The organism is Pseudarthrobacter sp. Hb11, from assembly GCF_059383655.1.
The window spans coordinates 91,782-118,453 of record NZ_JBWZCM010000012.1 but is presented as its reverse complement, the minus strand read 5'-3'; the positions used below and the strand labels follow the sequence as shown (position 1 = coordinate 118,453).

The following is a 26,672-nucleotide window of genomic DNA, read 5'->3' as shown; positions in this document are numbered from 1 at the left end:
CCGCTGGTGGTGTCCGCGGCGTTGGCCGCGGTGCAGCCGAAGGCCAAAAGCCCGCCGGCAAAGAGGGTGCCAAGCATCCCCCTGCGAAGGTTCGAACTCATGATGATGTCTCCTGAAAATAGTTGAGGTAAGGGGCGCTTTGGTCAGCAACCCGCAAGGCCGCGTTCTGCCACACAGGGGGCAGACGGGTCTCAACTAGTCAGGAGAGGAACCGGGGTCCAGGGACACCGGTGCAGGGACGTGCTCAGAGGATTCCCCGGCACGGACGGCACCGGGAACAGGAAGATCAACAGTGAAAACGCTCAGCCACGCCGCAGAACCGGAAGAACCGGACGCCGACGTGCCGCTACCGGCACCGGAACCCGGGACAGCCGGTGCCTGGGCAGGGACAGGCGAAGGGTCAGCCGTCCCAGACTCCCCGGCACCGGCACCGGACTCCACAGGTGGGGCAGCCCGCAGCGGGGACGAAGTACCCGCCAAGGCCACCGCACCGACAGAGGAACCGGTAGAACCCGTGCCCGGCACAGCGCTGGCGAGGGGAACGTCCGCAGCCGCCGGGCTCCCCAGGGTTGCGCCCCGATCCTCGGCAGCAGCCTGGCCGCCTCCGGGGACGACAGCGCCGTCGGAAAGATCGGCATCAACCGGAACGGCCGGCAGCTCAGGAACGGCGGGCAGTTCAGGAACCGCAACGGGCAGCGGAGCGGCGCCTGTGACCAGGTCAGCGACGGGCTCCAGAACAGGTTCAAGAACCGGAACGGCACCGGCAACAGGCGGAACAACAACGGCCACCACTGATGCGGTAGCACCGTCAACAACTCCAGCGACGGGAGCCGAAACAACCATCACTGCATCGGCGGGAACCACCCGGTTCACCACCGGGACAGCTGCGACGATGTTGTCAGCGAGCCCCGAAACCTGGCCCACCACAGGCCCAAGCAAACCCGGCGAGGGTGCCGCAGCAGCAGGCGCGGCAACAGGAGGCGCCGCAGGGGCAGCCGGTGCAGGGCCGGCAACTTTGTCCGATACCGAAGAAACCGTGCTGGTAACCCCGCCCAACAGTGACGTGGTATCAGAAAGCACGTCCGCTGAGGCCGCCGGAGACGAAAACGTCAGCCAGGTCAGGGTCGCCGCACCGGCAAGGAACACAGGACGCAGGGCACGCCACGGAAAACGAGCCTTAGCCATGCGTACCACCCCCAGTACCGTTGCATTCGACGGATGCCCAAAGCCTAAAACCAAATGTTGCAGAAAGTCCAGAACCCACTAAAACAAATCGACAAAATAAGGCCGCTTTTCTTCATGGCGTGACAGCGGCATTGACTTTGTACTGCCGTCCTTTACGGCTGTGTCACCTTTGTGGCTTGCCGTTCATCGTTCGGGTAGCTGACTCCCAGCTGGGCACGCACTCCATCAAAAAGGCGCATCGTGTTCAGTGTGTCCTCCAGCGGCATCACCGGGCTTTCAGTGAGGCCCTGCTGGATACACCGCGTCACCTCGCGCAGTTCGTAGGTGTACCCGCGCCCCACGGCGTCGAATGATTCAACCCGGCGTTCTTCCCGCCCTGTTCCAATAACCAGGTCCCGCGGGTTGTTGATGGATCCGATGCTCTGCAGGAAGCCTTTGCTGCCGGCGACCGTGGCTGTTCGCGGGCCATGTGCCAGCAGCGACGAGGTCAGCTGGGCCTGCGCGCCGTGGTTGTAGCCGAGGGTCAGGGCATTCTGGGCGTCAACGCCGTCGTCATTTATATCTCCCGTGGCGCTGACTGTCTGGGGAAAGCCAAGGGTCCCCAGCGCCCAGAGCAGCGGATAAACCGAAAGGTCGAGCAGGGCGCCACCGCCGTCCTGCCTGGCCCAAAGCCTGGCGGTGGGTGAGTAGGAGGCGGGGAAGCCAAGGTCGGCCGTCACCCAGTGAATGTCCCCGATCTCACCGGAGGCCGCAATTTCGAAGGCCCGCTGCATGCCCGGCAGGAACCGGCTCCAGACGGCCTCCATGAGGAAAAGATTGCGGGACCGGGCAAGATCGATGAGCTCGAAGGCTTCCCTGGCGTTGATGGTGAATGCCTTCTCGCACAGGACGTGTTTGCCGGCGTTGAGCGCGGCCAGCACAACTTCATGGTGCTGCGCATGCGGCGTCGCCACGTAAACCACGTCCACCGCATCATCGGCGAGTAACCGCTCATAGCCGCGAACCCCGCCGTCGTCCCCGTATGCCCGACCGAACCCGTACATGGCGGCGAAGTTGTCCGCCGTCTCCTGCCCCCGGGAGCTGACGGCATAAAGCTCTGCGTCGGCCAGCATAACCAGGTCCTGCGACACGGAGCGGGCAATCCCGCCGGTGGCAATGACGCCCCAGCGGAGGGGATCTCCCGTGGCGGAACGGGGATCCTGGTCGGGCTGGCTGGACAACCATGGCTTGGCGATAGGCGCACTCATGGTGCCCATCTTCTCACTGTGCTGCGAGAGCGTTCGGATTTGACCCTGCAGGAACTGCGAGAGCGTTCGGATTTGACCTGCAGGAACTGCGAGAGCGTTTGATTTTTCCCCGCAGGGAGTGAGAAAGCATCTGGGGGAGGGCCGCACTGCTGGACCCTGGACCCCACCCGTCCCGCCTACTTATCCGGTTCACCCAAAAGCCCGGCCCCGCAGAATGCGGGACCGGGCTTTTCGGTGATCAGATGGCTTACTTGGTGATCGGTCCGAGTACCGGATCGTCCACGTAGGCCGTCTTCACGTTTTCAGCAGTGACGATAACCGGCTCCAGCAGGTAGGCCGGGACGGTCTTGACGCCGTTGTTGTAGGAGTCCTTGTCGTTGATTTCCAGTTCCTTGCCGGCCTGGAGATCCTTCACCATGGTGATGGCGTGCTCAACGAGCTTGCGGGTGTCCTTGTTGATGGTGGAGTACTGCTCGCCGGCCATGATCGACTTGACCGACTCAACCTCGGAGTCCTGGCCCGTGATTACCGGGGTGGGCTTGCCAGCGCCCTTGACGGATGTCAGGACAGCGCGGGCAAGGGTGTCGTTGGGGGAGAGGACGCCGTCCAGGGACTGGCTGGTGTAGCTGCCGGTGAGCAGGGTGTCGGCGCGGCGCTGGGCGTTTTCAGCCTTCCAGCCCTGCGTGACGGCCTGTTCGAACTTGGTCTGTCCGGACACTACCTTCAGCGTGCCGTCGTCGATCTTCGGCTGCAGGACGCTCATGGCGCCGTCGAAGAAGACCTTGGCGTTGGCATCGTCGGGGGAGCCTGCGAACAGTTCGATGTTGTACGGGCCGCTTGCCTTCTTGGCCTGCAGGCCTTCGAGCAGTGCCTGGCCCTGGAGCTCGCCCACCTTGAAGTTGTCGTAGGCCACGTAGTAGTCCACGTTCTGGGTATTCAGGAGCAGGCGGTCGTAGGCGATGATGGTGGCGCCGGCGTCCTTGGCCTGCTGGAGCTGGGTACCCAGCTGCGAGCCGTCGATGGCACCAACGATGATCACCTTGGCGCCCTTGGTGACCATGGCGCTGATCTGGTTCTGCTGCTCGGACACGCCGCCGTTGGCGAACTGCACATCAGCCTTGAACCCTGCCCCGTTGAGTCCGTCGTTGAACAGCTTCTCCGCCAGGACCCAGTTCTCGCTGGTCTTCTGCGGAAGTGCGACGCCGATGGAGGAGTTCTGTTCGAACCCTCCTGCGCCTTCGGTTCCGCCGCCCGTGCTGGGCTCCGACCGGCCGCAGCCCGTCAGCGCCAGTGCTGCGATGGCAGCAACCGCTGCGGCCTTTCCTGCTTTACCAAACATTCGCATTGTTGGTTCTCTTTCCTTGTGGTGGTGTAACTCTATTCAGGCTGCAAGAGCTCAGGCTTCCCTGGCGATCGCTTCCTTGGTGGAGGTGGTTTCGTCGGGCTGGAGGGGGTTGCTGGGTCCGCCGCCGGAGGGCCGGTTGAAGTTTTGAGTCAGCAGGCCGATGATCGACTTCTTGCCCTGGCTCTTGTTGTAGACGTCGAAGGCGACGGCGATCAGGAGCACCAAACCCTTGATGATCTGGGTGAGGTCGGCACCGACGCCGAGGAGCTGCAGGCCGTTGTTCAGCACTGCCATCACCAGGCCACCAATGATGGAGCCGACGACGGTGCCCACGCCGCCCGTAACCGCAGCGCCGCCGATGAAGACAGCGGCGATGGCGTCCAGCTCCCAGCCCACGCCGTCGAACGGGCCGGAGGCGGTGGAGCGTCCGACGAAGATCATGCCCGCCAGGCCGGCAAGGATGGACATGTTCATCATGACCAGGAAGTTGACCTTTTTGGACTGGACACCGGACAGTTCGGCCGCGTGACGGTTGCCGCCCACTGCGTAGACGTGCCGGCCCAGGATGGTGCGGGAGGCGACAAAGCCGTACAGCAGGACCAGGACCGCGAGGATCAGGCCGGGGATCGGGAAGGAAGTACCGGGACGGCCGGTGGCAAACAGGTACGTGGCGTAGAGGATGGCGCCGCAGATCAGGACCAGCTTCAGCACGGTGACCCACATTTCCGGAACTTCAGCGCCAAGAGCCTTGGCGCGGGCCCGGGAGCGCAGTTCGCCCCACACTACGAAGGCCGCGGCTGCGATGCCCAGCAGCAGCGTGAGGTTATTGAAGCCGGTGTCGGGGCCAACCTCGGGGAGGTAGCCCGATCCGAGGAACTGGAAATCGGCGGGCACCGGAATGGTGTTGGACTTGCCCACGAACTGGTTGAAGCCGCGGAAAAGGAGCATGCCGGCGAGGGTGACGATAAAGGCCGGTATGCCCACGTACGCTGTCCACCAGCCCTGCCAGGCGCCGATCACCGCGCCGAGCACCAGGCCCAGGAGCACGCCGGCGTACCACGGGATTCCCCAGTCACGGATGGCGAGGGCCACGGTGACTCCCACGAAGGCGGCGACTGAACCGACGGAGAGGTCGATGTGCCCTGCGATGATCACCAGCACCATGCCGATCGCCAGGATCAGGATGTAGGAGTTGCCGTTGAAGAGGTTGATGACGTTGCCGGGGGTGAGGGTGCGGCCGTCGGTGGCGATTTGGAAGAAGACGATCAGGGCCACCAGGGCGAAGATCATGCCGAATTGGCGGGTATTTCCGCCAAAGAGCTTCTTGAGGGCGTTCATTGTGTGAGTCCTTGTGTCCGGAAGGTTCTGGGGTGGTCCAGGGGTCAGGCGGCTTTGCGGGCAGAGGTCATCAGTTTCATCAGGCTTTCCTGGCTGGCCTCTTCTTTGTCCAGGACACCGGTGATGGCGCCTTCGAAAATCGTGTAGATACGGTCTGAAAGGCCCAGGAGTTCGGGCAGCTCCGAGGAAATGACGATGACACCCTTTCCCTGGTTGGCCAGTTGCTGGATGATGCCGTAAATCTCGTACTTGGCTCCGACGTCAATGCCGCGGGTCGGTTCATCCAGGATCAGCAGGTCCGGGTCCGTGAACATCCACTTGGCAAGGACTACTTTCTGCTGGTTTCCGCCGGACAGTTTGGCCACGCCCTCCTCCACCGACGGGGTCTTGGTCCGCAACGACTTGCGGTACTGCTCCGCTACGGTGAATTCCTGGTTGGGGTCCACCACCGAGTTGTGGCTGATCTTGCGCAGGTTGGCGGCCACCGTGGTGGTTTTGATGTCATCGAGCAGGTTCAGTCCCAGTGACTTGCGGTCCTCGGTGACGTATCCGAGTCCGGCGTCAATGGCCTGCCGGACGGACTTGAGGGTCACCTGCTTGCCGTCCTTGTAGACCTGGCCGCTGATGAACTTGCCGTAGGACCGGCCAAATACGGACCGGGCAAGCTCGGTGCGGCCGGCGCCCATGAGTCCGGCGAAGCCTACAATTTCACCGCGGCGGACGAAGAAGTTCGAGTTCTTGCAAACCAGCCGGTCCTGGACGTTGGGGTGGCCCACCGTCCAGTCCTTGACTTCGAAGAACACCTCGCCGATTTTCGGAGTGTGGTCCGGGAAGCGCGATTCGAGGGTGCGGCCCACCATCCCTTTGATGATGCGGTCCTCGTCCACGCCGTCCGCTTTCACATCCAGCGTCTCGATCGACTTGCCGTCGCGGATGATGGTGATGGAATCGGCGATTTGTTCAATCTCGTTGAGCTTGTGCGAAATGATGATGCTGGTAATGCCCTTCGCCTTCAGGCCAAGCATCAGGTCCAGCAGGTGCTGGGAATCGGACTCATTCAGCGCGGCCGTGGGCTCGTCCAGGATGAGGATCTTTACCGACTTGTTCAAGGCCTTCGCGATTTCCACGAGCTGCTGCTTGCCGACGCCGATTTCCTTGATGGGCGTATCCGGGTCCTCGCGCAGGCCGACACGGGCCAACAGATCCAGGGAGCGCAGCCGGGCCTCGGCCCAGTTGATTACGCCGCGCTTTGTTGGCTCGTTGCCCAAAAAGATGTTCTCCATGATGGAGAGCTCCGGGATCAGCGCGAGTTCCTGGTGGATGATCACGATGCCGGCGTGTTCGCTGGCCCGGATGTCGCGGAACTGCTGGACCTGGTTCTGGTAGACGATGTCGCCGTCGTAGCTGCCGTAGGGGTAAACACCCGAAAGGACCTTCATCAGGGTGGACTTGCCGGCGCCGTTCTCGCCGCAGATGGCGTGGATCTCGCCAGCCTTCACCCGCAGGTTCACATCGGCCAACGCTTTAACGCCGGGGAATTCCTTGGTGATGGACCGCATCTCGAGGATGATCGGGTCGGTTTGCGTGGTCTGGGACGTCATGTGCCCTAACCCTCCAATGCAATGACTTCTTTGTCCGGCCGGCAAAGCGCAGGGCCGTCTGATGAGAAAGTAAACTGGATCACGCCGGTTGTCGTCAAGTCTTTAACGCATATCCCGGATAACAAAACGGTCTAGGTCTTCCTGATTCCGGCGTGTTGGAACACTAGGGCAGCCGCTCCAAGGGCCTCCGCGCGGTCGCCGAGGGAGGACATGGCCAACGCGGTGGTCTCCCCGATGACGGGCACGGCATGCCGCACCAGTCCCCGCTTAATGGGGTCCAGGAGGAGGTTGCCGAGGCCGGCAAGTGGCCCGCCGACCACGATGACTTCAGGGTTGATCAGGTTGGCAACGTTGCCGAGCGCGCGGCCGACGGCGAGCCCAGCGTCATCGAGTACCCGGAGGGTTGCCGAGTCACGGGCCAGGGCCTTGCGCACGATATCCGCGGGGGTGAGCGGCCGGTCCTCACCGCGGCTCAGGAGTTCAATCATGGTGGTGGTGGACGCGATGGTTTCAAGGCAGCCTCGGTTACCGCAGCGGCAGACAAGCCCTTGTTCATGGATGGTGGCGTGGCCGATTTCGCCAGTGATTCCGACGTTGCCGTAATAGGGTGCCCCGTTCAGGATGAGGCCGGCTCCGATGCCTGATCCGATCTTCAAGAACAGCAGGTTGCTGACCCCGGTGTGTTGACCCCAGGTCACCTCGGACCAGGCGCCCAAATTGGCGTCGTTGTCAACAAAAACGGGGATTTTGAGCCGTTCCTCCAGGTGCTGGAGGATGTTGATGCCCACCCACTCCGGAAGGATTGCCCCTTGGGCGACGGTGCCGGTGCGCCGGTCGATCGGTCCGGGGATTCCGGCCCCTGCGCCCACCACTGCGCTGCGCGCGATGCCGCTTTCCTGCAGGAGTTTCTCGAGCAGGATTACTGCCGCCTGGATGCCTTCCTCAGCCTGGTGGCCCAGAGGGAGCGTGACTGATTCCTCGGCAATGACGTGGTAACTCAGCGAGGCCAGTACCACCCGAAGGTGGCGCCGGCCGAAGTCGATTCCGACTGCCACCGCGCCGTTGCTGTTGAGCCTGACGTTAAGCGCCCGGCGGCCGGAACTGGTGATGGGCTCCGTGGATGCCATACCTGAATCGAGCATTATTCTGACGATGTTGGAGACCGTCGCTGTGGAGAGCCCGGTCTGCCGGGCCAGTTCAGCCTGCGTGGAAGGCCCGCCCATCAGCGATTCGATAATCCGTTGCTGGTTCAGTTGCCGCAGGGCGGATTGCGAGCCGGGATTTCTGGGCTTGCTCCTCGTTGAGCGCGAAGTTGCGGGCATGCTTGAAAGAGTGCCTTATCGGAAGTTTGTAGTCAAGAAGTTAACGCAACGGGCCTGAGGAGCGTCGTGGGAAAAGCCAGGATGATCTGCCCGCCTTGAGGGGCGGAGCGGTGCAAATAGGCCCTACGGACCCTGCTAAACCGTGCCTAGTCTGTTCCTAGGCCTTCTTTTGAGGGCCGGTCCGACGACGGAAGGTGGCCGCTGTGTTGCTGGCACTCCTGCAGGCCAACGCGGTTGTGATGGATGTGGACGCCAACTGTGCCGCCATCGATGCAGCCGCAGAAGCTGCTGCTGCCGCGGGGGCCCGCGTCCTGGTGACACCCGAACTCTTTCCCGTGGGTTACGCACCCCGCAGGGTCCGGGCTGAACTGGATCCCGCCCGCCTGCCAGCCCTGCACAGGAAGCTTGCCGGCATCGCGCGGCGCCATCAGGTGGGCCTCGTATACAGCCTTCCCCAAGTCACCGGGGAGGGGGAGTGGCACATCAGCGCCACGCTTCTGGACGCCAAAGGCAACAGCCTGCTCGGCTACTCCAAGGTGCACCTCTTTGGTCCTGACGAACGCGCGGCGTTCAGCCCGGCGGCCGAGCCTCCCGCCGTCGTGGATTTCAACGGCGTGCCAACTTCCATGGTGATCTGCTACGACGTCGAGTTTCCCGAAGCCGTCCGTGCCGCAGCCGTGGCCGGAGCCGAACTGCTCCTGGTACCCACCGCCCTGGCGCACGGGTTTGACGACGTTCCGCAGGTTTTGCTGCGTGCTCGCGCGCTGGAAAGCCAGTTGGCCATTGCCTATGCCAACCACTCGGGAGTGGAGGAGGGCTGCAGGTTCCTTGGCGGCAGCGTCATCGCCGGGCCGGACGGCAGGTTGCTGGCCGCGGCTGGCGAGGAAACGCAGCTCCTTTTCGCGGAGCTAAACGAAGACTCCGCCGCCGAGGCCCGCGGCGAGGTGCCGTACCTCGCCGAACGGCGGCCGGATCTCTACCGTTCCTGGGGCGGCTGAGAGTTTTCCGTTACCGGCCCATCCACGTACTGCAGCGCAATCCACAACTCTGCCCGTGACTGGGCCTGGCCCAAGTCCATGTCCAACAGTTCCGCGATGGCGGTGATTTGTCGCCGCACGCTGTTCCGGTGCAGGTCCAGTTCCTTGGCCGTGGCGTCCCAGCTTCCGTTTGCCGCCAGCCAGGACCGGAGAACCCGGAGCTGGGCGTCACGGCGTTCGGGCTCCAGCTCGAGGACCGGCGCCAGGATTCTGGCCGCCAGCATGCTGCCGGCCTCCCTGCCGAGCAGGCCGGTCACGGACCAGGTCATCTCCTCGACGCGGGCGCTTTTGCCCGTCGCCGATACCCGGGGCCGGAGCGAGGAGGCACGCCGGTAGGCCTCCGGCAGGCCCGACAGCTCCGTGGGCTCGCCCACCACCAGTCGCCACCCGAGGTGCTCCACTTCGGCCAGCAGCTGGTCATCCACCTTTAGCCGGGTCACGGCCGCGAAGCCGTAGTCGGTCAGCTCCACCATTTTGCTGTCGAACAGCCGGCGCCACTGCAGCAGTTCCCGGACCGGCCCGTCGTCTGCGGCGGGTGCAACCGCTGCCCGCACGCCCTGGATCACGCGGACCTGTCCGGACCGTGTTCCCGCGACGCTTTGCGCCAATAGATCCTTCAGCGCATTCAGCTGCCGGGTGTTGCCGCCGGCCAGCGTTTCGGGATGGAGCAGGAGGGCGGTGGCCAGCTGGCTGGGCGCCAGGGACCCGCTGGTGCGCTGGCGGACCAGCAGTTCCAGGAGGCCCACCACAGAAGAAACCACACTGTTCTGAGCGGGAGTCAAGGCCTTGTCCGTGCCGAGCACCAGCCCGCCCAAGGTGGCGTCTTTGCTGCTCCGGAGGGGATGGGCGAAGACCAGCGCCGAGCCGGGGGCATCAAGCGTTTCTGTTTCCACCCGGGGTCCGGTCCCGCTGAGGAGCTTCTTGAGCAGGGGCTGGAGTTGGGAAAGGTCGACGGCGGCACCCGCCCGGGCACGCACGCGGCCGTCGGCCCCCAAAAGGACGGCCCACGCCGGGACGCGCTGGGACAGCGCCGCGAGCAGTTCATGCTCCGGCCGGGCCGAAAGCACCGCCCGCATGAGGTGCCTGTTGGTCTCCGCCAGTTGCCGGAAAACCTGGGCGTTTCCGGACTCAAGCAGCTTGGAGAATTCCAGGCCCAGGGCGGCAAACGGCACGCTCGCGGGCACCTCCACCAAGGTGAGTCCCTGCTTCCGGCAGGCTGCCAGCACGTGGTCCGGGACGGCGTCGTAATAGGGCTGCAGGCCGAAGCCCAGCGCAGCCACTCCGGCCTCCACCAGCCGGCGGACATACTCCTCCACCCGGGCGGCATTTTGGCCCCCGTGGGCGCTGGCGCCGTCGTTTCCGCCGTCCCGGAAGGGCATGCCGGCGGTGAGGACAAACTCGCCGTCCAGCAGGTAGGGGGTGGGGTCCTCCAACTCGCTCGGCTCCACCCACCGCAGAGGCACCTGGCCGTTTCCGGCGTCGTGCACGACTGCTACTTCGGCGGGCAGGGCGGCGAGGAACTGTTCGAGCGTCACGGCGTCCAACTGGTCCGGACTACCAGCGGCGGCTGGTGCATTACGTCTCATGAGTGAACACTATAGGTCACTTTGCACTCCTTGAGATGCGCCTCACACCCCTACTGTGGGTGAGGGGAAAACCGCTCAACCAGCCAACGACAGAACGGACGTCAACGATGACTGTGCCTACACTCTCCGGCCCGGCTCCGAACGGCACCGCCGGACCAGCAGCCCGCCCGGCCCTGGGCGCACAGCTGCTGCGCCGCAAGCCAATCGCGCAGATGGTCAACGAGGCAGAAAGCTCCGACGGCAGCCCCCGCCTGGTTCGCAGCTTCGGTGTCCTGCAGCTGACCATGATCTCTGTTGGGGCCACCCTCGGCACCGGCATCCTGGTGATTTTGGGCGAATCCGTTCCGCTTGCCGGGCCTGCCATCTGGATTTCGTTCGCGATCGCCGGCCTGGCCGCACTGCTCTCCGCGGTTTCCTATGCGGAAATGGCAGGGCTGGTGCCCGTTGCCGGATCCAGCTATTCCTACACGTACGCCACCATGGGCGAGGGGATGGCGTGGATCTGCGGCTGGTGCCTGGTGCTGGAGTACGCCGTTTCCGTGGCCGCCGTCGCCGTGGGTGCCGGCCAGTACGTGAATGAAACGCTTGCCGTCTTCGGCTCCGTCCTGCCCGATGCAGTGTCGCAGCCACCGGGGGACGGCGGCGTGGTCAACATCCCCGCCATGGTCATCGTGGTGCTCGCAACCGTCCTCCTGGTCCGCGGCGCGAAGGAAAGCGCCTGGATCAACACCTCCATCGTGGTGGTGAAGGTGGGCATCCTGCTGTTCTTCTGCGCCGTGGCCTTCACCGCATTCAACGCCGGCAACTTTGAGCCCTTGCTGCCCATGGGTGCTGCCGGCGTCTCCGCCGCAGCCTCGCGCGTCTTCTTTTCCTACATTGGTTTCGACGCCGCCTCCACAGCAGGCGAGGAAGCGCGGAACCCCAAGCGCGACCTGCCCAGGGCCATTATGCTGTCCATGCTGATTGTCACCACCATCTACGTCCTGGTGGCCGTCGCTGCCATCGGCGCCCGGCCTTGGGGATGGTTCGACGGAACCGAGGCGGCCCTGGTGAAGATCCTCGAAGAGACCACCGGTCAGCCGTGGATCGCACTCGTCTTCGCAGTGGGCGCGGTGCTGGCAATCGCCAGCATCGTACTGACGGTGCTCTACGGGCAGACCCGTATCCTGCTGTCCATGTCCCGCGACGGGCTCATCCCCAAGGTCTTCGGCCGCGTTTCCCGCCGTACCGGCACCCCCGTGGCAGGGACACTCCTGGTGGGAGCCGCCGTCGCGCTGACCGCCGGGCTGGTGCCCCTGGGTGCGCTCGCGGATGCCACCAGCATCGGTACCCTGTTTGCGTTCGCCCTGGTGAACGTCGCCGTCATCTACCTCCGCCGTACCCGGCCGGAGCTGGAACGCACCTTCCGCGTGCCACTCTTCCCACTCACCCCCATCCTCGGCGCCGCGATGTGCGCATACCTGATGGCGAACCTCGGCGCTGACACCTGGGTGGTCTTCGCCCTCTGGATGCTGGTGGGCGTGGCCGCGTACTTTGGTTACGGCCGCCGGAACTCACGGGTGGCGGCACTCAGCAACGAGGAATACCGCGAGCTCTCCGGACCACCACTTTCAACCCAGCAAACCTCAGAACAGACGAAGGCAGAACTTCCATGACCATCGCCACCGAACTGCCGGCCTCAGATCCATCCAGCACATCAGCCACTCCCAGTGCAGCTCCGGGCCCAGGCGGCGCCGACGCAGGTCCCATCACCATGCTGAACCCGGACTTCCCGTTCAGCTACGACCACTACCTCGCGCACCCGGACGGCCTGGGTACCGTGCCGCCCGAACTTCTGGGCACGGAAGTCGCCGTCATCGGGGCCGGGCTTTCGGGACTGGTCACTGCGTACGAGCTCATGAAGCTGGGACTGCGGCCGGTAGTGTACGAAGCCGATCGGATCGGCGGACGCCTGCGCACTGCGTCGTTCCCCGCTGCGCCCGGTGTTGTGGCGGACCTCGGCGGCATGCGCTTCCCGGAATCCGGCAAGGCGTTCTACCACTACGTGGACCTGCTCGGCCTGGAAACAGAGGAGTTCCCGAACCCGCTGTCCCCAGCCACCTCCAGCACGGTGATTGAACTGGCAGGCGAGAAACACTATGCGGAGAAAGCCGGCGACCTGCCGCCGTTCTTCCGCGAAGTGGCGGACGCCTGGAAGGCAGCCGTGAATGATGGCGCCCAGTTTGTCGAAATGCAGCAGGCCATCCGGTCCAGGGACACGGCACGCATCAAGGAGCTGTGGAACGAGCTGCTGCCGCTGATGGATGAGCAGACCTTTTACGGATTCATCGCGGCCAGCGAGTCATTCAGGAAGGCCGGGTTTGCGCACCGGGAAGCCTTCGGCCAGGTGGGCTTCGGCACCGGCGGCTGGGACACCGACTTCCCCAACTCCATCCTGGAAATCCTCCGGGTGGTGTACACGGACGCCGACGACCAGCACCGGCTCATCCGCGGGGGAGCGCAGCGGCTCCCCGAGGCACTGTGGCAGCACGCGCCGTCGGGCATGGCCCACTGGCCGGAAGGAACCTCGCTGGCGTCGCTGCACTCCGGCTCCCCGCGCGGCGCCGTGGGCAGGATCAGCCGCGACCCGGACGGAAACCTGCGCATCCGCGAACGCTGGGGCCGCGAAGCCAGCTACCCCGCCGTGGTCACCACCTGCCAGTCCTGGCTGCTGTCCACCCGAATCCACACGGAGGAGGCCCTGTTCCCGGCCGAACTGTGGACGGCCATTGAGCGCTCGCACTACATGCAGTCCTCCAAAACGTTTGTGATGGTGGACCGGCCGTTCTGGAAGGACATCGATCCTGAAACCGGGAACGAGGTGCTTTCCATGACGCTCACGGACAGGCTCAACCGCGCAACGTACCTCCTGGACAACGGGCCGGACCAACCCGCCGTCATCCTGCTCTCCTACACCTGGAACGACGACGCTCTGAAGTGGCTGGCGCTGGACGCGGACGAGCGCGTGGAACTGATGCTGCATTCGCTCGAGCAGATTTACCCGGGAGTGGACATCGCAGGACACATCGTGGGCCAGCCGATCACCGTTTCCTGGGAGGCCGATCCCAACTTTATGGGTGCCTTCAAAGCCAACCTGCCCGGCCACTACCGCTACCAGCAGCGGCTGTTCACGCACTTCAAGCAGGACGCGCTGCCGGACTCACAGCGCGGGATCTTCCTGGCCGGCGACGACGTCTCGTTCACAGCAGGCTGGGCGGAAGGCGCCGTCACCACCGGTCTCAACGCAGTGTGGGGAGTGCTGAACCACCTGGGTGGTTCCGCCGCACCCGGCAACCCCGGGCCCGGCGAACTGCTCGACGAAATTGGCCCAATTTCCTTGGACTAGGCGTGCATCTCCCGGTGCGCCTTGGCCAACTCCACGTAGCGCGCCGCGTTGGCCCGGACGCCGTCGTACTCTTCGTCGGTGAGTTCGCGGCGGACCTTACCCGGCACGCCCGCCACGAGTGAGCGGGGTGGGACGATGGTGCCCTCCAGGACGACGGCGCCGGCCGCCACGAGCGAGCCGGTGCCGATGACCGCGCCGTTAAGTACGGTCGCCCCCATGCCGATCAGGCAGTCGTCCTCCACAGTGCAGCCATGCACGACGGCGGCGTGCCCCACGCTGACACGTTGGCCCACCGTGCAGGGGAAGCCGGGGTCCGCGTGCAGCACCACGTTGTCCTGCAGGTTGCTGCCCGCACCGACGGTGATGGCGGCGGTGTCGGCGCGTACGGAGACGCCGTAGAACGCGCTGGAGTCCTCGGACATCGTGGCGTTGCCGATGATCGCGGCGGTCGGCGCAACAAAAGCGGATTCGTGGATGGCCGGGGTGTTGCCGGCGAAGGGGTACAGAGGAGCCATGCGCCAAGCCTAGGACATACGCCGTTGCCCAAGTAGCTCCCAGTTAAAGTCGTGAAAACCCGAAATGAGGACGTTAACTGCGAGCTAGTTGGGTTGGGGAGGCGCAGGGGTGCGCAGGACCAGGAACTGGTAGTGCTGGGTCCAGTAGCCGGCACCGGGCCCGGATTCTGCACCCGTGCCCTCGGGCCACGTAACAAAGTCTTCGAAATCGCCATGGCGGCCAAAAACTTCCTGGACCGTCGCGTCGCTGCGCCGGCTGAAAAAGCGGGGTTCGACGTCGTCCTCGGGATTCAGTCCCTCTTCATCATCGCCAGACCAGAGGCCGACGGCGATCAGCCCGCCGGGAGCGGTGACGCGCACCAGCTCTGCCAGGACGGCGTCGATGTCGTATGCGGGGATGTGCAGCAAGGTGCTCATCGACCACAACGCCGCGAACGAACCGTTTGGGAACGGCAGGCGCCGGGCGCTCCCAACCGACACATCCAGGCCCCTGGCCCGGGCCAGCCGGACCTGCCCCTCAGCGAGATCCACCCCCGTGTAATGGATGCCCGCTTGAACGAATTTCAACCCGTCCAGGCCTGTCCCGGTCCCGACTTCGAGGACGGAGTGGCGCCCTTCTGCCTTCAGCAGGGCGATGAAGCGCTGGCGCTGCTCCACGCGGTTGCGCGACGGCGGGCGGTCGGCGCCGGAAGCGGCCCGCCGGTTGTAGAAGTCGGCCAGGCGGCGCTCGCCGTCCTCCGCCCCCGGTTCCATCGCGCCTCCCTGACGCTTAGTTCACCGTCAGTTGAAGACGACGGTGCGGTTGCCGTCCAGCAGCACCCGGTGCTCTGCGTGCCACTGCACTGCCTGGACCAGCGTGCGGCCTTCAACGTCCCGGCCCATCTGGACGAACTGCTCCGGCGTGCGGGCGTGGTCCACGCGGATGACTTCCTGCTCGATGATGGGGCCCTCGTCCAGTGCAGCCGTCACGTAGTGGGCGGTGGCGCCGATCAGCTTCACGCCGCGGGCGTGCGCCTGGTGGTACGGCTTGGCGCCCTTGAAGGACGGCAGGAAGGAGTGGTGGATGTTGATGGCCTTGCCGGTGAGCTCGGTGCAGAGCTCGTCGGAAAGGATCTGCATGTAGCGGGCCAGGACCGTCAGTTCAATATCGTGTTCGGCCATGATGGCGCGGAGCTTGTCCTCCGCCTGCCCCTTGGTGTCCTTGGTGACAGGGATGTGGTGAAACGGAATGCCATAGAACTCGGCCAGCCCGGCAAGGTCCTGGTGGTTGGACACGATGGCGGGGATCTCGATGGGCAGGGTTCCGGAGCGCTGCTGAAACAGCAGGTCATTAAGGCAATGGGCGGCGGTGCTGGCCATGACCAGGGTCCGGACCTTTTGCCCCACCGCATTCAGGCTCCACTGCATACCGAATGCCTGTACCACCGGCTCCAGGGCGACCCGAAGCTCTGACGCGGCGGCCACCGTCGTCACCTCTACCCGCATAAAGAAGTTTCCCGTTGCCGGGCTGCCGTACTGCTGCGAATCGGTAATATTGCACCCCGCCACCAGCAGGGCGCCGGCCACCGCATGGACGATCCCCGGGCGGTCCGGGCAGGACAGGGTTACTACGTACGCTTGGTTCAGCTGTTCTTCACTCACGCCTACAAGCGTACCCGCGCAGGGCGCTGCGGATTTGGTAGGCTGAAAGGGTCGCAACTGGCGTTGGGTGGCTAACCACCAGGGAGCGGCAATTACGAAGACCACGGATCGTACGCCTGGGCCGAGGGTCATGTCTTGCCGGAATTGGGGCTGCACCCCGTCAGTACTTGCAGCGCCATGACCGCACTTTTGCGCTGTCATATGGAGGTGCGAAAGTGCGTCAACCGGTAGCCTGACCTAAGCAGTGCCCGTTATCCCTAGCCAGGAGTTCTTCGTGACTACTACAGCCACCTCCACCACCGCCGTCAGCAACCAGCCGCTGGCTGAGCTTGATCCCGAAATCGCAGCAGTCCTGGACCAGGAGCTCGGCCGCCAGCGCGGCACCCTGGAAATGATTGCTTCCGAGAACTTTGCCCCGCGCGCCGTGATGGAAGCCCAGGGCTCCGTCCTCACCAACAAGTATGCAGAGGGCTACCCGGGCCGCCGCTACTACGGCGGCTGCGAGTACGTTGACATCGCCGAGCAGTTGGCCATCGACAGGGTCAAGGCCCTCTTCCGCGCGGAGTACGCCAACGTCCAGCCGCACTCCGGCGCCCAGGCCAACGCCGCAGCGCTGTCCGCCATGATCACCCCGGGCGACAAGATCCTCGGCCTGTCCCTGGCCCACGGCGGCCACCTGACCCACGGCATGAAGCTGAACTTCTCGGGCAAGCTCTACAACGTGGCTGCTTACCAGGTGGAGGAAGACAACTTCCGCGTGGACATGGACAGGCTCCGCGAGCAGGCCATCGCCGAGAAGCCCCAGGTCATCATCGCCGGCTGGTCCGCCTACCCGCGGCACCTGGACTTCGCTGCCTTCCGTTCCATCGCCGACGAGGTTGGCGCTCTGCTCTGGACCGACATGGCGCACTTCGCCGGCCTGGTTGCCGCAGGCCTGCACCCGAGTCCGGTGCCCTACTCCGACGTCGTTACCTCCACTGTGCACAAGACCCTCGCAGGTCCGCGCTCGGGTGTAATCCTGGCCAAGCAGGAGTGGGCCAAGAAGCTGAACTCCAACGTCTTCCCGGGCCAGCAGGGCGGCCCGCTGATGCATGTCATCGCCGCCAAGGCCGTGGCCTTCAAGATCGCCGGCACCGAGGAGTTCAAGGAGCGCCAGGAGCGCGTCCTGGAAGGTGCGAAGATCATCGCCGACCGCCTCAACCAGGCGGACGTCGCCGAAGCCGGCGTCTCCGTCCTCACGGGCGGCACCGACGTGCACCTGGTCCTCGTTGACCTGCGCAACTCCAAGCTGGACGGCCAGCAGGCTGAGGACCTCCTGCACTCCGTGGGCATCACGGTCAACCGGAACGCCGTTCCGTTCGATCCCCGCCCGCCAATGGTCACCTCCGGCCTGCGCATCGGCACCCCGGCCCTGGCAACCCGCGGCTTCGGTGCCGCCGAATTCACCGAGGTGGCAGAGATCATCGCCACCGCGCTGAAGGCCGGCAGCGGCGCCGACGTGGAGGCCCTGCAGTCACGCGTCGACAAACTCGCGGCCGACTTCCCGCTGTACCCGACGCACGAGCAGTGGTGACCCATGACTAAGACAACCCAGACTGCGAAGGTCCTTGACGGCAAGGCGGCCGCGGCCGCCATCAAGTCCGAGCTGACCGAGCGCGTCGCGGCCCTGAAGGCCGCCGGCGTCACTCCCGGCATTGCCACTGTGCTCGTGGGCGCTGACCCCGCTTCCCAGCTGTATGTGTCCATGAAGCACAAGCAGTCCGAGGCGATTGGGATGAACTCCATCCAGCGTGAGCTTCCGGCAGATGCCACCCAGGCGCAGGTTGAAGCCCTCATCGACGAACTCAATGCGGACCCTGCCTGCCACGGGTACATCGTGCAGCTGCCGCTGCCCAAGCACCTGGACACCGATGCCATCCTCGAGCGCATCGACCCCGCCAAGGATGCCGACGGCCTGCACCCGACCAACCTTGGCCGGCTGGTACTCAACGTCAACAACGAGATCACCTCGCCGCTGCCGTGCACGCCCCGTGGCGTCATCGAGCTCCTCGAGCGCAACGGCTACAGCCTCGCCGGCAAGCACGTTGTGGTGGTGGGCCGCGGCGTCACCATCGGCCGCTCCATCGGTTTGCTCCTCACGCGGCGCGCCGTGAACGCCACTGTGACACTGACGCATACCGGGACCGAGAACCTCTCGGAACTGCTGCGGCAGGCGGACGTGATTGTGGGCGCGGCGGGTGCGAAGCACATCGTCAAGGCCGCGGACGTGAAGCCGGGCGCTGCCGTGCTCGACGTCGGTGTCACCCGCGAAACCGACCCCGAGACGGGAAAGAGCAGGGTCCACGGCGACATCGAGCCCGCCGCGGCCGAGGTGGCCGGCTGGATTTCGCCGAACCCCGGCGGCGTCGGTCCCATGACCGTTGCACTGCTGATGACCAACGTGGTGGAAGCCGCGGAACGCCAATTGGCACAGCAAAGCGGAATCACCCGGTAGTTCGTCTCTCTACGCCCGACGACGGCGCGCCCCTTGCGCTCAAGGGGTGCGCCGTCGTCGGACTTTAAAGACAGAACCGACGGTCCTCTTCCACCTGCCGGGCAGCTCTACTAGTCTGCGGAGGGTGCACAACAAAGCCACCGTGTCCTCCGGCGCCGCAGCCGGTGCCGTCCAGCCCGCCGGCGAACCCCACACCGAAGCCCGCCGCACCGTCATCACGGCTGAGAACCTGAGTAAGATCTACGGCGACGTTGCCGCTGTGGACGGCATCTCGTTCAGCGTCCCGGCGGGGGAGTCGTTCGGACTGCTGGGACCCAACGGCGCCGGCAAGTCCACCACCATGAAGATGATCGGCGGGGTCACCCGGCGCACGGCCGGGAACCTCCACATTATGGGCCTGGACCCGGACTCCCACGGACCGGAGGTGCGCGCGCACCTCGGTGTGGTGCCGCAGCAGGACAACCTGGACGAGGAACTCCGGGTCCGGGACAACCTGCTGGTGTACGGCCGCTACTTCGGCCTGCCCATGAGCTACCTGAAGCCGAAGGCCGACGAGCTGCTGGAGTTTGCCCAGCTGACGGACAAGGCAAAGTCCAAGGTGGACGCGCTGTCCGGCGGCATGAAGCGGCGCCTGACCATCGCCCGTTCGCTCATCAACGAGCCGCAGATCCTGCTGCTGGATGAACCCACCACCGGGCTGGACCCGCAGGCCCGGCACATCCTCTGGGACCGGCTGTTCCGGCTCAAGGAGCAGGGCGTCACGCTGATCCTGACCACGCACTACATGGACGAGGCCGAGCAGCTTTGCGACCGGCTCATCGTGGTGGACAAGGGCCGCATCATGGCCGAGGGGTCCCCGGCGCAGCTGATCCGCGAGCACTCCACCCGCGAGGTGGTGGAGCTGCGGTTCGGGTCCGAACGGAACACCACCATTTCTGCGGAGCTGGACGGCATCGGAGAGCGGCTGGAGGTCCTGCCGGACCGGGTGCTGATTTACGCGCACGACGGCGAGGCGGCCCTTGAGCAGGTAGCGTCGCGCGGCCTGCGGCCGTTGACATCACTGGTCCGGAGGTCCTCGCTGGAAGACGTGTTCCTCCGGCTGACGGGCAGGAGCCTCGTTGAGTGAGGTCGTGAAGGCAGGCTTGGCCGGCAAAACGGAGGTGCCTTCCCGGGCGCACAGCCCTGAGACGGCAGCAGCAAAGGCGAGGCGCTGGGGCGCCTTCTATTACGCCGAGCAGGTGCTCCGGGTGATGAAGGGCTACAGCTGGTCCATCATCATGTACAGCGTGGGCCACCCGGTGGCTTACCTGTTTGCCATGGGCGTGGGGCTGGCCACCCTGGTTGACTCCCAGGGCGCCGGAGCCTTCGGGGGAGTGGGCTACGTGACGTTCGTAGCGCCGGCACTGGTGGTCTCCGCCGCGGTCATGACGGCCGCCAACGAGTTCACCTTTCCCGTCATGGACGGCTTCAAATGGCGCCGGACCTACTACGGACCGCACGCCTCGCCGTTGACGCCCCAACAGATAGCCGCCGGCCACATCATGGCGGTGACCCTGCGGTTCCTGCTGCAATCCGCCGTCTATTTTGCTGCCGTTGCCCTTTTTGGTGCGGCGCCCGGCGGCTGGGGTTGGGTCACCATCCTGGTTGCGACGCTGGCGGGGCTCTCCTTTGGCCTGCCGCTGATGGCGTACGCCGCGTCCATTACCGAGGACAAGGGGCAGTTCGCGCTGGTGATGCGCTTCATCGTGATGCCGTTGTTCCTGTTCTCCGGAACGTTCTTTCCCCTGGACAGCCTCCCGCTGGCGGTGCGTTGGATTGGCTGGATCTCGCCGATCTGGCACGGCACCGAACTGGGCCGGGTCTTCAGCTACGGGTACCATGAACCGCCGCTGTTGACCATCCTGCATGCCGTGGTGCTGGTGGGCCTGGCAGTGCTGGGCTGGTTCCTGACGCGGCGGCAGTTCGCGGCAAGGATGGGCCGATGAGCGCCGGGCTGCCCGTGAAGAGCGCCGCGGACGAGGCCCGCAACAGGACGTTCGGGGCGCTCTATTCCCGCAACGCCAAGGCCGTGATTTCGCGTGGCCTCCTGGCTACGAAAAGCACCAACTGGCTGGTGATGCTCTCCGGATTCTTTGAACCGGTCCTGTTTCTGATCTCCATGGGAGTAGGGCTGGGTGCGATTGTGGGTTCGGTTCAGGGCCCGGGCGGTGGGGAGATCAGTTACGCCGCCTACATTGCTCCGGCCCTGCTGGCGGTCTCGGCGATGAACGGCGCGGTCTACGACTCAACGTGGAACGTGTTCTTCAAGATGAACTTCGCCAAGCTGTACCAGGGCATGCTGTACACGTCGCTGGGGCCGCTGGACGTGGCATTGGGGGAGATCTTCCTGGCCCTTCTGCGTGGGCTTCTCTATGCCATGGGGTTCACAGCCGTGATGGGCGTGATGGGTCTAATCACCACACCCTGGGCGCTGCTGATGGTTCCAGCCTCGGTGCTGATCGCATTCGGGTTCGCCAGCATCGGAATGGGGATCACCAGCTTCCTGAAGACGTTCCAGCAGATGGACTGGATCAACTTCATCATGCTGCCCATGTTCCTGTTCAGCGCCACGTTCTACCCGCTCAGCGTCTACCCGCAGGCTATTCAATGGCTCATCCAGGCCATGCCGCTGTGGCACGGGGTGGAACTCCTGCGCCAGATCAGCGTTGGCACGTTCACGGCGGCGACCCCCATCCACATCGGTTATTACCTGGTGATGACCGCCGTCGGAATGCTCCTCACCACAGTGCGGCTGCGGCAACTCTTCCTGAAGTAGGCTGCCTGCCGGAGGGGGCTGTTCGCCGGGGGTGGAAGGCGGCGGGAGCATACTCCGGCATTTGAGAGAATGGGTGCATGCAATCTCTGGGCAGCTCCAAGTCATCCTCCAAACCCGCCAGGGGCGGATTCTCCATGTTCCGCATCAGCGGGCCAGGACTGATGGTCCTCGTCACCGCGTTCGTGGTTGCCGTCATCTTCGCGGCCAACCAGAACGACGTCGTGGGCTGGGTTGTTGCCGTTATCGCCGCCTTCTGGCTCGCCCTCGCATGCTTCGTTGTCTTCAGCATCCAGAAGGCCGCAAAGAAAGCCGGAGCCAAGCTGACTGAAGCCCAGAACGCCTTCACCACAGCCGCCGGACGCGGGCCGTCCTCCTACGCGGACCAGGGCGGAACCCGTGTTGTCGCCGAGCGCAGCCAGGTCGAAGAGGTCCGGGACCTCAAACTGGACCACTCCTTCAAAATCGTCCAGGTTCAGATCCGCGTGGTGGAGGAGGAACGTGCCAAGGGTGCGGCCGCCAACCAGGACACCATTAACCGGGCCCTGGAAACCATCGAGATCACCGCTACGAATGCAAGGGACATGATCAAGTCCTCCGGCGGCAGCGGAGAGCCGGTCACCGGAACCATCATCGACTAGAGTGGAGCGGGTGATCTCGGCATTGAAGAAGGACCACCTTCGCATCGCATCCGTTAATGTCAACGGCCTTAGGGGTGCTTACAAAAACGGCATGGCGGCGTGGCTCGAGCCGCGCGAAGTGGACATCCTCTGCCTGCAGGAAGTCCGCGCCCCGGACGCCATCGTCCGGCAGCTGCTGGGCGACGGCTGGCACATCCTGCACGCCGAGGCCGAAGCAAAGGGCCGTGCCGGCGTCGCAATCGCCTCCCGTGAAGAGCCCCTGGAAACGCGGAACGGCATCGGCGATGACTACTTCGCTACCGCCGGCCGCTGGGTGGAGGCTGACTTCCGGTTCGCCGACGCCGCCGGACACCCTGTCCAGCTCACTGTTGCCAGCGCCTACGTCCACTCCGGCGAGCTGGGCACGCCCAAGCAGGACGACAAATTCCGGTTCCTCGACGCCATGAGCACCCGCCTCCCGGAACTGACAAAACACAGCGACCACGCCTTGGTGGTGGGGGACCTTAACGTGGCCCACACGCCCCGGGACATCAGGAACTCGAAGGGCAACGTGAAGAAGGCGGGCCACCTGCCCGAAGAACGCGCCTACTTTGACCGGTTCTTAGGCGAGGAAATCGGCTGGCAGGACGTCCACCGCAACCTGGCCGGCGCCGTTGACGGGCCCTACACGTGGTGGTCCCAGCGCGGGAAGGCGTTCGATAACGACACCGGCTGGCGCATTGACTACCACCTGGCCACCCCCGAACTGGCGTCCGCCGCCATCTCCGCGGTGGTGGACCGGGCGGCCTCGTGGGACACCCGCTTCTCCGACCATGCCCCGCTGGTAGTGGATTACCAGCTCTGAGCCCCGAAGGTTTCCTCCCCATGACTAGCCAGACTTCCACGGCAACCAAGAAGCGCGTCCTCTCCGGCGCCAAGCCCACAGCGGACTCGCTGCACCTGGGCAACTACATCGGCGCGGTCCGCAACTGGGTGGACATGCAGGCCGAGTATGACGCCGTTTTCTTCATCCCGGACCTGCACGCCATCACCGTGGACTTTGACCCCGCTGAGCTGGCGAAGCGTACGCGCATCGTGGCTGCCCAGTACATCGCGGCCGGCATCGATCCGGACAAAAGCATTTTCTTCGTCCAGTCCCATGTGCCCGAGCACGCGCAGCTGGCCTGGGCCCTGAACTGCATCACCGGTTTCGGTGAAGCCTCCCGGATGACCCAGTTCAAGGACAAAACCCAGAAGTCCGGCGCCGACGCCGCCACGCTGGGGCTGTTCGCCTACCCCACCCTCATGGCCGCGGACATCTTGTTGTACCAGACGGACCTAGTGCCGGTGGGGGAGGACCAGCGCCAGCATCTGGAGCTTACCCGGAACCTGGCCCAGCGCTTCAATACGAGGTTCGGCCCCACATTCACGGTTCCTGAGGCCACCATCGTCAAGGAACGTGCCAAAATCTACGACCTCCAGAACCCGAGCGCCAAGATGTCGAAGACGGGTGAGTCACCCAATGGCGCCATCCAGCTGCTGGAAGACCCCAAGATCGCCGCAAAGCGCATCAAGTCCGCAGTGACTGATGCCGGGACGGAAATCAGGTTCGACTCTGAAGAGAAGCCCGGCGTCTCCAACCTGCTGACCATCTACTCGTCCCTGACGGGTAAGTCCGTGGCGGAACTCGAAGCCGAGTACCAGGGGAAGATGTATGGCCACCTGAAGGTGGACCTCGCCGAGGTGGTGGTGGAGTTCGTCACGCCGCTCCGTGACCGCACCAACGAGCTGATGTCAGACCCGGCGGAACTGGACAGGCTGCTGGCGCACGGCGCCGAGCGCGCCCGCGAAATCGCTTCCGTAACTCTCGGTCAGGTTTACGAGCGCATGGGCTTCCTTCCGTCCTTCTCCCTTGCAGGAGTCCGCTAGCGCCATGCCATCCAGCAAAGTCACCGCAAGGGAAGGCTCCCGCTCCACCAGGGTGGCGGGAATGTCCGGTAACCCCCAAGGCGACCCAGGGGAGGCTTCCGGCAGGAAGGCTGCCACCGTGCCCCGTACGGAAGACGTCAGTGTGGGCGTCATCCTGGGCTTTCCGCCGGATGTGGCTGAAGAGCTGCAGCGTTGGCGGGCTTCGTTTGGCGACCCTCTCGCCGACGTCGTGCCGGCCCACATCACACTGGTCACCACCACTCCAACCCAGGACTGGGAGGCCACTTTGGAGCATGTCCGGCAGGTGGCACTGAACCAAAGTCCCTTTATGGTCACCATCGCCGGGACCGGGACGTTCCGTCCGGTTTCGCCCGTGGTCTTCATCAATGTGGAGGACGGCTTCGCGGACTGTGTTGACCTGCACGAAAAGCTGCAGCAGGGCCCGCTCCAGCGTGAACTGCCCTTCGCCTATCACCCGCACGTCACCATCGCCCACGACGTCGCCCCGGAAAGCCTCGATGAGGCCGAAACGGTGCTGAAGAACTACAGGGCCACCTTCCCCGTGGTTAGCATGGGACTTTACGAGCACGATGCTGACGGCATCTGGCAGCTACGGGAAGAGCTGGACTTTGGGACCGAAACTGACAACGACGCCGGCACCAGATTCACGGACACCGCCGCGGACACAGCCTCCGAAGCAAGCGGAACAACAGCCACTTCCCACTGAGCAGGCCCGGCTGAAGCTTGCCGTCATCCAAAAGCAGATGGAGCTGGGCAAGGCACGCCGGGCAGGGGGCGGCCCGTTCGCCACCCTGATGGCCACCTTCCAGTGGCTCCTTGCCCGCCTCAACGCGCTCCGGCCCATGCGCGCCTTCCGGCACTACACCCTTCAGCACGGCCCGCTGATGAGCGCCGGCATTGGCTTCAACATGTTCTTTTCCATCACCGGCCTGCTCACCACCGGCTTCTCCATTGCCGGGCTGGTGCTGCGCGGACAGCCCGCGCTCCTGGACACCATTATCGGCAGCGTGGCGCAGAGCGCGCCTGGCCTTCTAAAGCTGGACGGCGCCGAAGGCCTCGTTGATCCGCAGGACCTCCTCAACCCGGACGGGCTGGGCCTGACCGCGCTGGTTGCCGCCGTGGTCACAGTGATCACGTCGCTGGGCTGGATTGCCGGGCTTCGGGACGGGCTGCGCGGCGTTATGGTGCTGTCCCCGCTGCTGGTCAACCCCATCCTTTTGAAACTGCGCGACGCCGGCACGCTGCTTCTGCTGGGTGTTGCCCTCGTCATCAGCGCCGGCGCGTCCCTGGTCTTCGGCACGGCAGCCGGGTGGGTCTCGGACTTCCTGCGGCTCGATGCCGTACTGGCGGGCCCGCTGACCACGTCCATCAAGATTGGGGTTCCCCTGGTGTTGAGCTGGGTGACCGCCATCATCATGTTCCGGCTGGCCGGAAGCTTGAAGCTGTCACGGCGGGCGCTCCTCGAAGGCACCATCCTGGCCGCAGTGGGCACTACCGTCCTGCAGGTCTTCAGCACCGAACTGCTGGCCGGCGCCGGACGCAATCCGATCCTCGCGCCGTTCGCCATCATCATCGGGCTGCTGATCTGGTTCAACCTGGTGAGCCAGGTCTACCTCATCTCCGCAGGATGGGCCGCCATCCGGGAGGCCGACCTCAAGCACCAGTCCTCCGGGCACGAGAAGGGCACCTGGGGAGCCCGCCAGGTCCAGCCCGGCAAGGTGCCTGTCCAGCCGGGCAAGCCCTCGGTGCGCACGGACACCGCCGCCCCGGCTACTGGCCGGCGTCGAGGTATTGGTCGGCCCAGGCAGCGATAATCCTGGCAGCCCGAGCGGCCTGGCCCTTTCCGGTCAGGAGGTGGTCACTGCCTTCGAGGGAAACGAAGTTCCGGGGATGCCGTGCTGTCTGGAAGATGGTGCTGGCATTCTCGATGCCCACTGTGTTGTCCGTGGGGGAGTGCAGCACCATCAGCGGCTTGTGCAGCTGCTTGATGCAATCAGTGAGGTCGGCGTTCTCCAGGTCCTCCACAAAGTGCTTGCGGATCTCCACCCGCTTCCCGCCGAGGTCCACCTCGGCGCTGCCTTCGCTCAGGATCCTGTCCAGCGCAGCGTCGAAGACGTGCGCCACATGCTTGGGTGAGAAGGGCGCTCCAACGGTAGCGACGGCGTCGAGCTCGGGAATCTCCCGGGCAGCAGCCAGCACTGCGGCGCCGCCGAAGGAATGCCCCACCAGCAGGGAAATCTGTTTCCCCTCGCTCCGCATAAACTCCGCGGCCTTCACCGTGTCTGCCACCTTGTGGCTGAAGGAACCCGCGGACCACTCGCCGGCCGAGCCGCCCAGGCCCAGGTTGTCGAACCGCAGCATGCCCACGCCGCTGTCCGCCAGCGCCTTGCACATGCGCGAAGCCGACGGCGCGTCCTTGCCCAGCGTGAACCCGTGGGAGAAGACCCCCCAGCCCTTCACCGGGCCCTCGGGAACGTCGATGATGCCGGAGAGCATCTCGCCGGTGGAACCTGCAAAGGAAACTTTTTCAGAGCGGGACACGGCGTCCCCTTTCTTCGATGCGGAGGTGCTCAACTGCTGAAACGACGACGGCG

At 64.9% G+C, this 26,672-nt stretch carries 24 protein-coding genes and 1 riboswitch; of the genes, 13 read left to right on the top strand and 11 right to left on the bottom strand.

The genetic code is table 11. The features are described 5' to 3' along the window. Positions 1–195: 195 nt before the first annotated feature. The 6 genes from AC50X7_RS15500 to AC50X7_RS15475 form a co-directional block, all read right to left on the bottom strand. The gene (locus tag AC50X7_RS15500; protein WP_494979831.1) at positions 196–1,185 is read right to left on the bottom strand and encodes a hypothetical protein; all 990 of its coding nucleotides are present in this window, start codon (positions 1,183–1,185) and stop codon (positions 196–198) included. 152 nt (positions 1,186–1,337) lie between these two features. After that, positions 1,338–2,432 (bottom strand): Gfo/Idh/MocA family protein, encoded by a 1,095-nt coding sequence (locus AC50X7_RS15495; RefSeq protein ID WP_494979830.1) that lies wholly within the window; start codon positions 2,430–2,432, stop codon positions 1,338–1,340. Between the two features lie 247 nt (positions 2,433–2,679). Continuing rightward, positions 2,680–3,777 carry a substrate-binding domain-containing protein gene (locus AC50X7_RS15490; RefSeq protein WP_494979829.1) on the bottom strand — a complete coding sequence of 366 codons (1,098 nt, stop codon included), beginning with the start codon at positions 3,775–3,777 and terminating at the stop codon, positions 2,680–2,682. A 51-nt stretch (positions 3,778–3,828) separates the two neighbouring features. Further along, positions 3,829–5,115 carry a multiple monosaccharide ABC transporter permease gene (gene mmsB, locus AC50X7_RS15485; protein ID WP_494979828.1) on the bottom strand — a complete coding sequence of 429 codons (1,287 nt, stop codon included), beginning with the start codon at positions 5,113–5,115 and terminating at the stop codon, positions 3,829–3,831. 44 nt (positions 5,116–5,159) lie between these two features. Continuing rightward, a complete protein-coding gene (gene mmsA, locus AC50X7_RS15480; protein WP_494979827.1) occupies positions 5,160–6,716 on the bottom strand; it encodes a multiple monosaccharide ABC transporter ATP-binding protein in 1,557 nt (518 codons plus the stop codon). 131 nt (positions 6,717–6,847) lie between these two features. Then, positions 6,848–8,038 carry an ROK family transcriptional regulator gene (locus AC50X7_RS15475; RefSeq protein WP_494979826.1) on the bottom strand — a complete coding sequence of 397 codons (1,191 nt, stop codon included), beginning with the start codon at positions 8,036–8,038 and terminating at the stop codon, positions 6,848–6,850. 203 nt (positions 8,039–8,241) lie between these two features. On the opposite strand from AC50X7_RS15475, the gene AC50X7_RS15470 reads away from it, so the two are divergent. After that, the gene (locus AC50X7_RS15470; RefSeq protein WP_494979825.1) at positions 8,242–9,036 is read left to right on the top strand and encodes a nitrilase-related carbon-nitrogen hydrolase; all 795 of its coding nucleotides are present in this window, start codon (positions 8,242–8,244) and stop codon (positions 9,034–9,036) included. Here AC50X7_RS15470 and AC50X7_RS15465 read toward each other — a convergent pair. Next, entirely contained in the window at positions 9,015–10,661 is a 1,647-nt protein-coding gene (locus tag AC50X7_RS15465; RefSeq protein WP_494979824.1) for a PucR family transcriptional regulator, read from the bottom strand. The two genes, AC50X7_RS15470 and AC50X7_RS15465, sit on opposite strands and share 22 nt — an antisense overlap. Before the next feature lie 107 nt (positions 10,662–10,768). On the opposite strand from AC50X7_RS15465, the gene AC50X7_RS15460 reads away from it, so the two are divergent. Together AC50X7_RS15460 and AC50X7_RS15455 are read left to right on the top strand one after the other, a co-directional pair. Further along, positions 10,769–12,316, top strand: coding sequence for an amino acid permease (locus AC50X7_RS15460; RefSeq protein WP_494979823.1), 1,548 nt, complete (start codon positions 10,769–10,771; stop codon positions 12,314–12,316). Beyond that, positions 12,313–14,046 carry a flavin monoamine oxidase family protein gene (locus AC50X7_RS15455; RefSeq protein ID WP_494979822.1) on the top strand — a complete coding sequence of 578 codons (1,734 nt, stop codon included), beginning with the start codon at positions 12,313–12,315 and terminating at the stop codon, positions 14,044–14,046. The genes AC50X7_RS15460 and AC50X7_RS15455 overlap by 4 nt, the downstream gene beginning before the upstream one ends. On the opposite strand, the gene AC50X7_RS15450 is transcribed toward AC50X7_RS15455, so the two are convergent. From AC50X7_RS15450 to purU, 3 genes are all read right to left on the bottom strand, one after another. Next, entirely contained in the window at positions 14,043–14,561 is a 519-nt protein-coding gene (locus AC50X7_RS15450; protein WP_494979821.1) for a gamma carbonic anhydrase family protein, read from the bottom strand. The two genes, AC50X7_RS15455 and AC50X7_RS15450, sit on opposite strands and share 4 nt — an antisense overlap. An 84-nt stretch (positions 14,562–14,645) precedes the next feature. After that, entirely contained in the window at positions 14,646–15,314 is a 669-nt protein-coding gene (locus AC50X7_RS15445; RefSeq protein ID WP_494979820.1) for a class I SAM-dependent methyltransferase, read from the bottom strand. Between the two features lie 27 nt (positions 15,315–15,341). Continuing rightward, the gene (gene purU, locus AC50X7_RS15440) at positions 15,342–16,202 is read right to left on the bottom strand and encodes a formyltetrahydrofolate deformylase (RefSeq protein ID WP_307096005.1); all 861 of its coding nucleotides are present in this window, start codon (positions 16,200–16,202) and stop codon (positions 15,342–15,344) included. Positions 16,203–16,245: 43 nt separating this feature from the next. Continuing rightward, positions 16,246–16,331, top strand: a riboswitch (ZMP/ZTP riboswitch). Positions 16,332–16,476: 145 nt separating this feature from the next. Here purU and glyA point away from each other — a divergent pair. The 10 genes from glyA to AC50X7_RS15390 all read left to right on the top strand — a co-directional run bounded on the left by glyA (position 16,477) and on the right by AC50X7_RS15390 (position 25,892). Further along, positions 16,477–17,775, top strand: coding sequence for a serine hydroxymethyltransferase (gene glyA, locus AC50X7_RS15435; protein ID WP_494979819.1), 1,299 nt, complete (start codon positions 16,477–16,479; stop codon positions 17,773–17,775). A 3-nt stretch (positions 17,776–17,778) separates the two neighbouring features. Continuing rightward, complete coding sequence (locus AC50X7_RS15430) at positions 17,779–18,696, top strand: bifunctional methylenetetrahydrofolate dehydrogenase/methenyltetrahydrofolate cyclohydrolase (protein ID WP_307096001.1); 918 nt, start codon at positions 17,779–17,781, stop codon at positions 18,694–18,696. A 142-nt stretch (positions 18,697–18,838) separates the two neighbouring features. Further along, positions 18,839–19,822 (top strand): ABC transporter ATP-binding protein, encoded by a 984-nt coding sequence (locus AC50X7_RS15425; RefSeq protein WP_494979836.1) that lies wholly within the window; start codon positions 18,839–18,841, stop codon positions 19,820–19,822. Continuing rightward, positions 19,815–20,681, top strand: a complete 867-nt coding sequence (locus tag AC50X7_RS15420; RefSeq protein WP_494979818.1) for an ABC transporter permease — start codon at positions 19,815–19,817, stop codon at positions 20,679–20,681. Before AC50X7_RS15425 ends, AC50X7_RS15420 begins: the two co-directional genes overlap by 8 nt. Further along, positions 20,678–21,511 (top strand): ABC transporter permease, encoded by an 834-nt coding sequence (locus AC50X7_RS15415; protein WP_494979817.1) that lies wholly within the window; start codon positions 20,678–20,680, stop codon positions 21,509–21,511. Before AC50X7_RS15420 ends, AC50X7_RS15415 begins: the two co-directional genes overlap by 4 nt. Before the next feature lie 77 nt (positions 21,512–21,588). Next, complete coding sequence (locus AC50X7_RS15410; RefSeq protein ID WP_494979816.1) at positions 21,589–22,149, top strand: hypothetical protein; 561 nt, start codon at positions 21,589–21,591, stop codon at positions 22,147–22,149. 10 nt (positions 22,150–22,159) lie between these two features. Next, positions 22,160–22,993 carry an exodeoxyribonuclease III gene (locus AC50X7_RS15405; protein WP_494979815.1) on the top strand — a complete coding sequence of 278 codons (834 nt, stop codon included), beginning with the start codon at positions 22,160–22,162 and terminating at the stop codon, positions 22,991–22,993. Positions 22,994–23,013: 20 nt separating this feature from the next. Then, the gene (gene trpS, locus AC50X7_RS15400) at positions 23,014–24,057 is read left to right on the top strand and encodes a tryptophan--tRNA ligase (RefSeq protein WP_494979814.1); all 1,044 of its coding nucleotides are present in this window, start codon (positions 23,014–23,016) and stop codon (positions 24,055–24,057) included. Positions 24,058–24,118: 61 nt separating this feature from the next. Next, entirely contained in the window at positions 24,119–24,784 is a 666-nt protein-coding gene (locus tag AC50X7_RS15395; protein ID WP_494979835.1) for a 2'-5' RNA ligase family protein, read from the top strand. 37 nt (positions 24,785–24,821) lie between these two features. Then, positions 24,822–25,892: a YihY/virulence factor BrkB family protein gene (locus AC50X7_RS15390; protein WP_494979813.1), complete on the top strand. Its 1,071-nt coding sequence runs from the start codon at positions 24,822–24,824 to the stop codon at positions 25,890–25,892. On the opposite strand, the gene AC50X7_RS15385 is transcribed toward AC50X7_RS15390, so the two are convergent. After that, complete coding sequence (locus AC50X7_RS15385) at positions 25,849–26,619, bottom strand: alpha/beta hydrolase family protein (RefSeq protein WP_307095986.1); 771 nt, start codon at positions 26,617–26,619, stop codon at positions 25,849–25,851. The genes AC50X7_RS15390 and AC50X7_RS15385 overlap by 44 nt on opposite strands. Positions 26,620–26,672 lie beyond the last annotated feature (53 nt).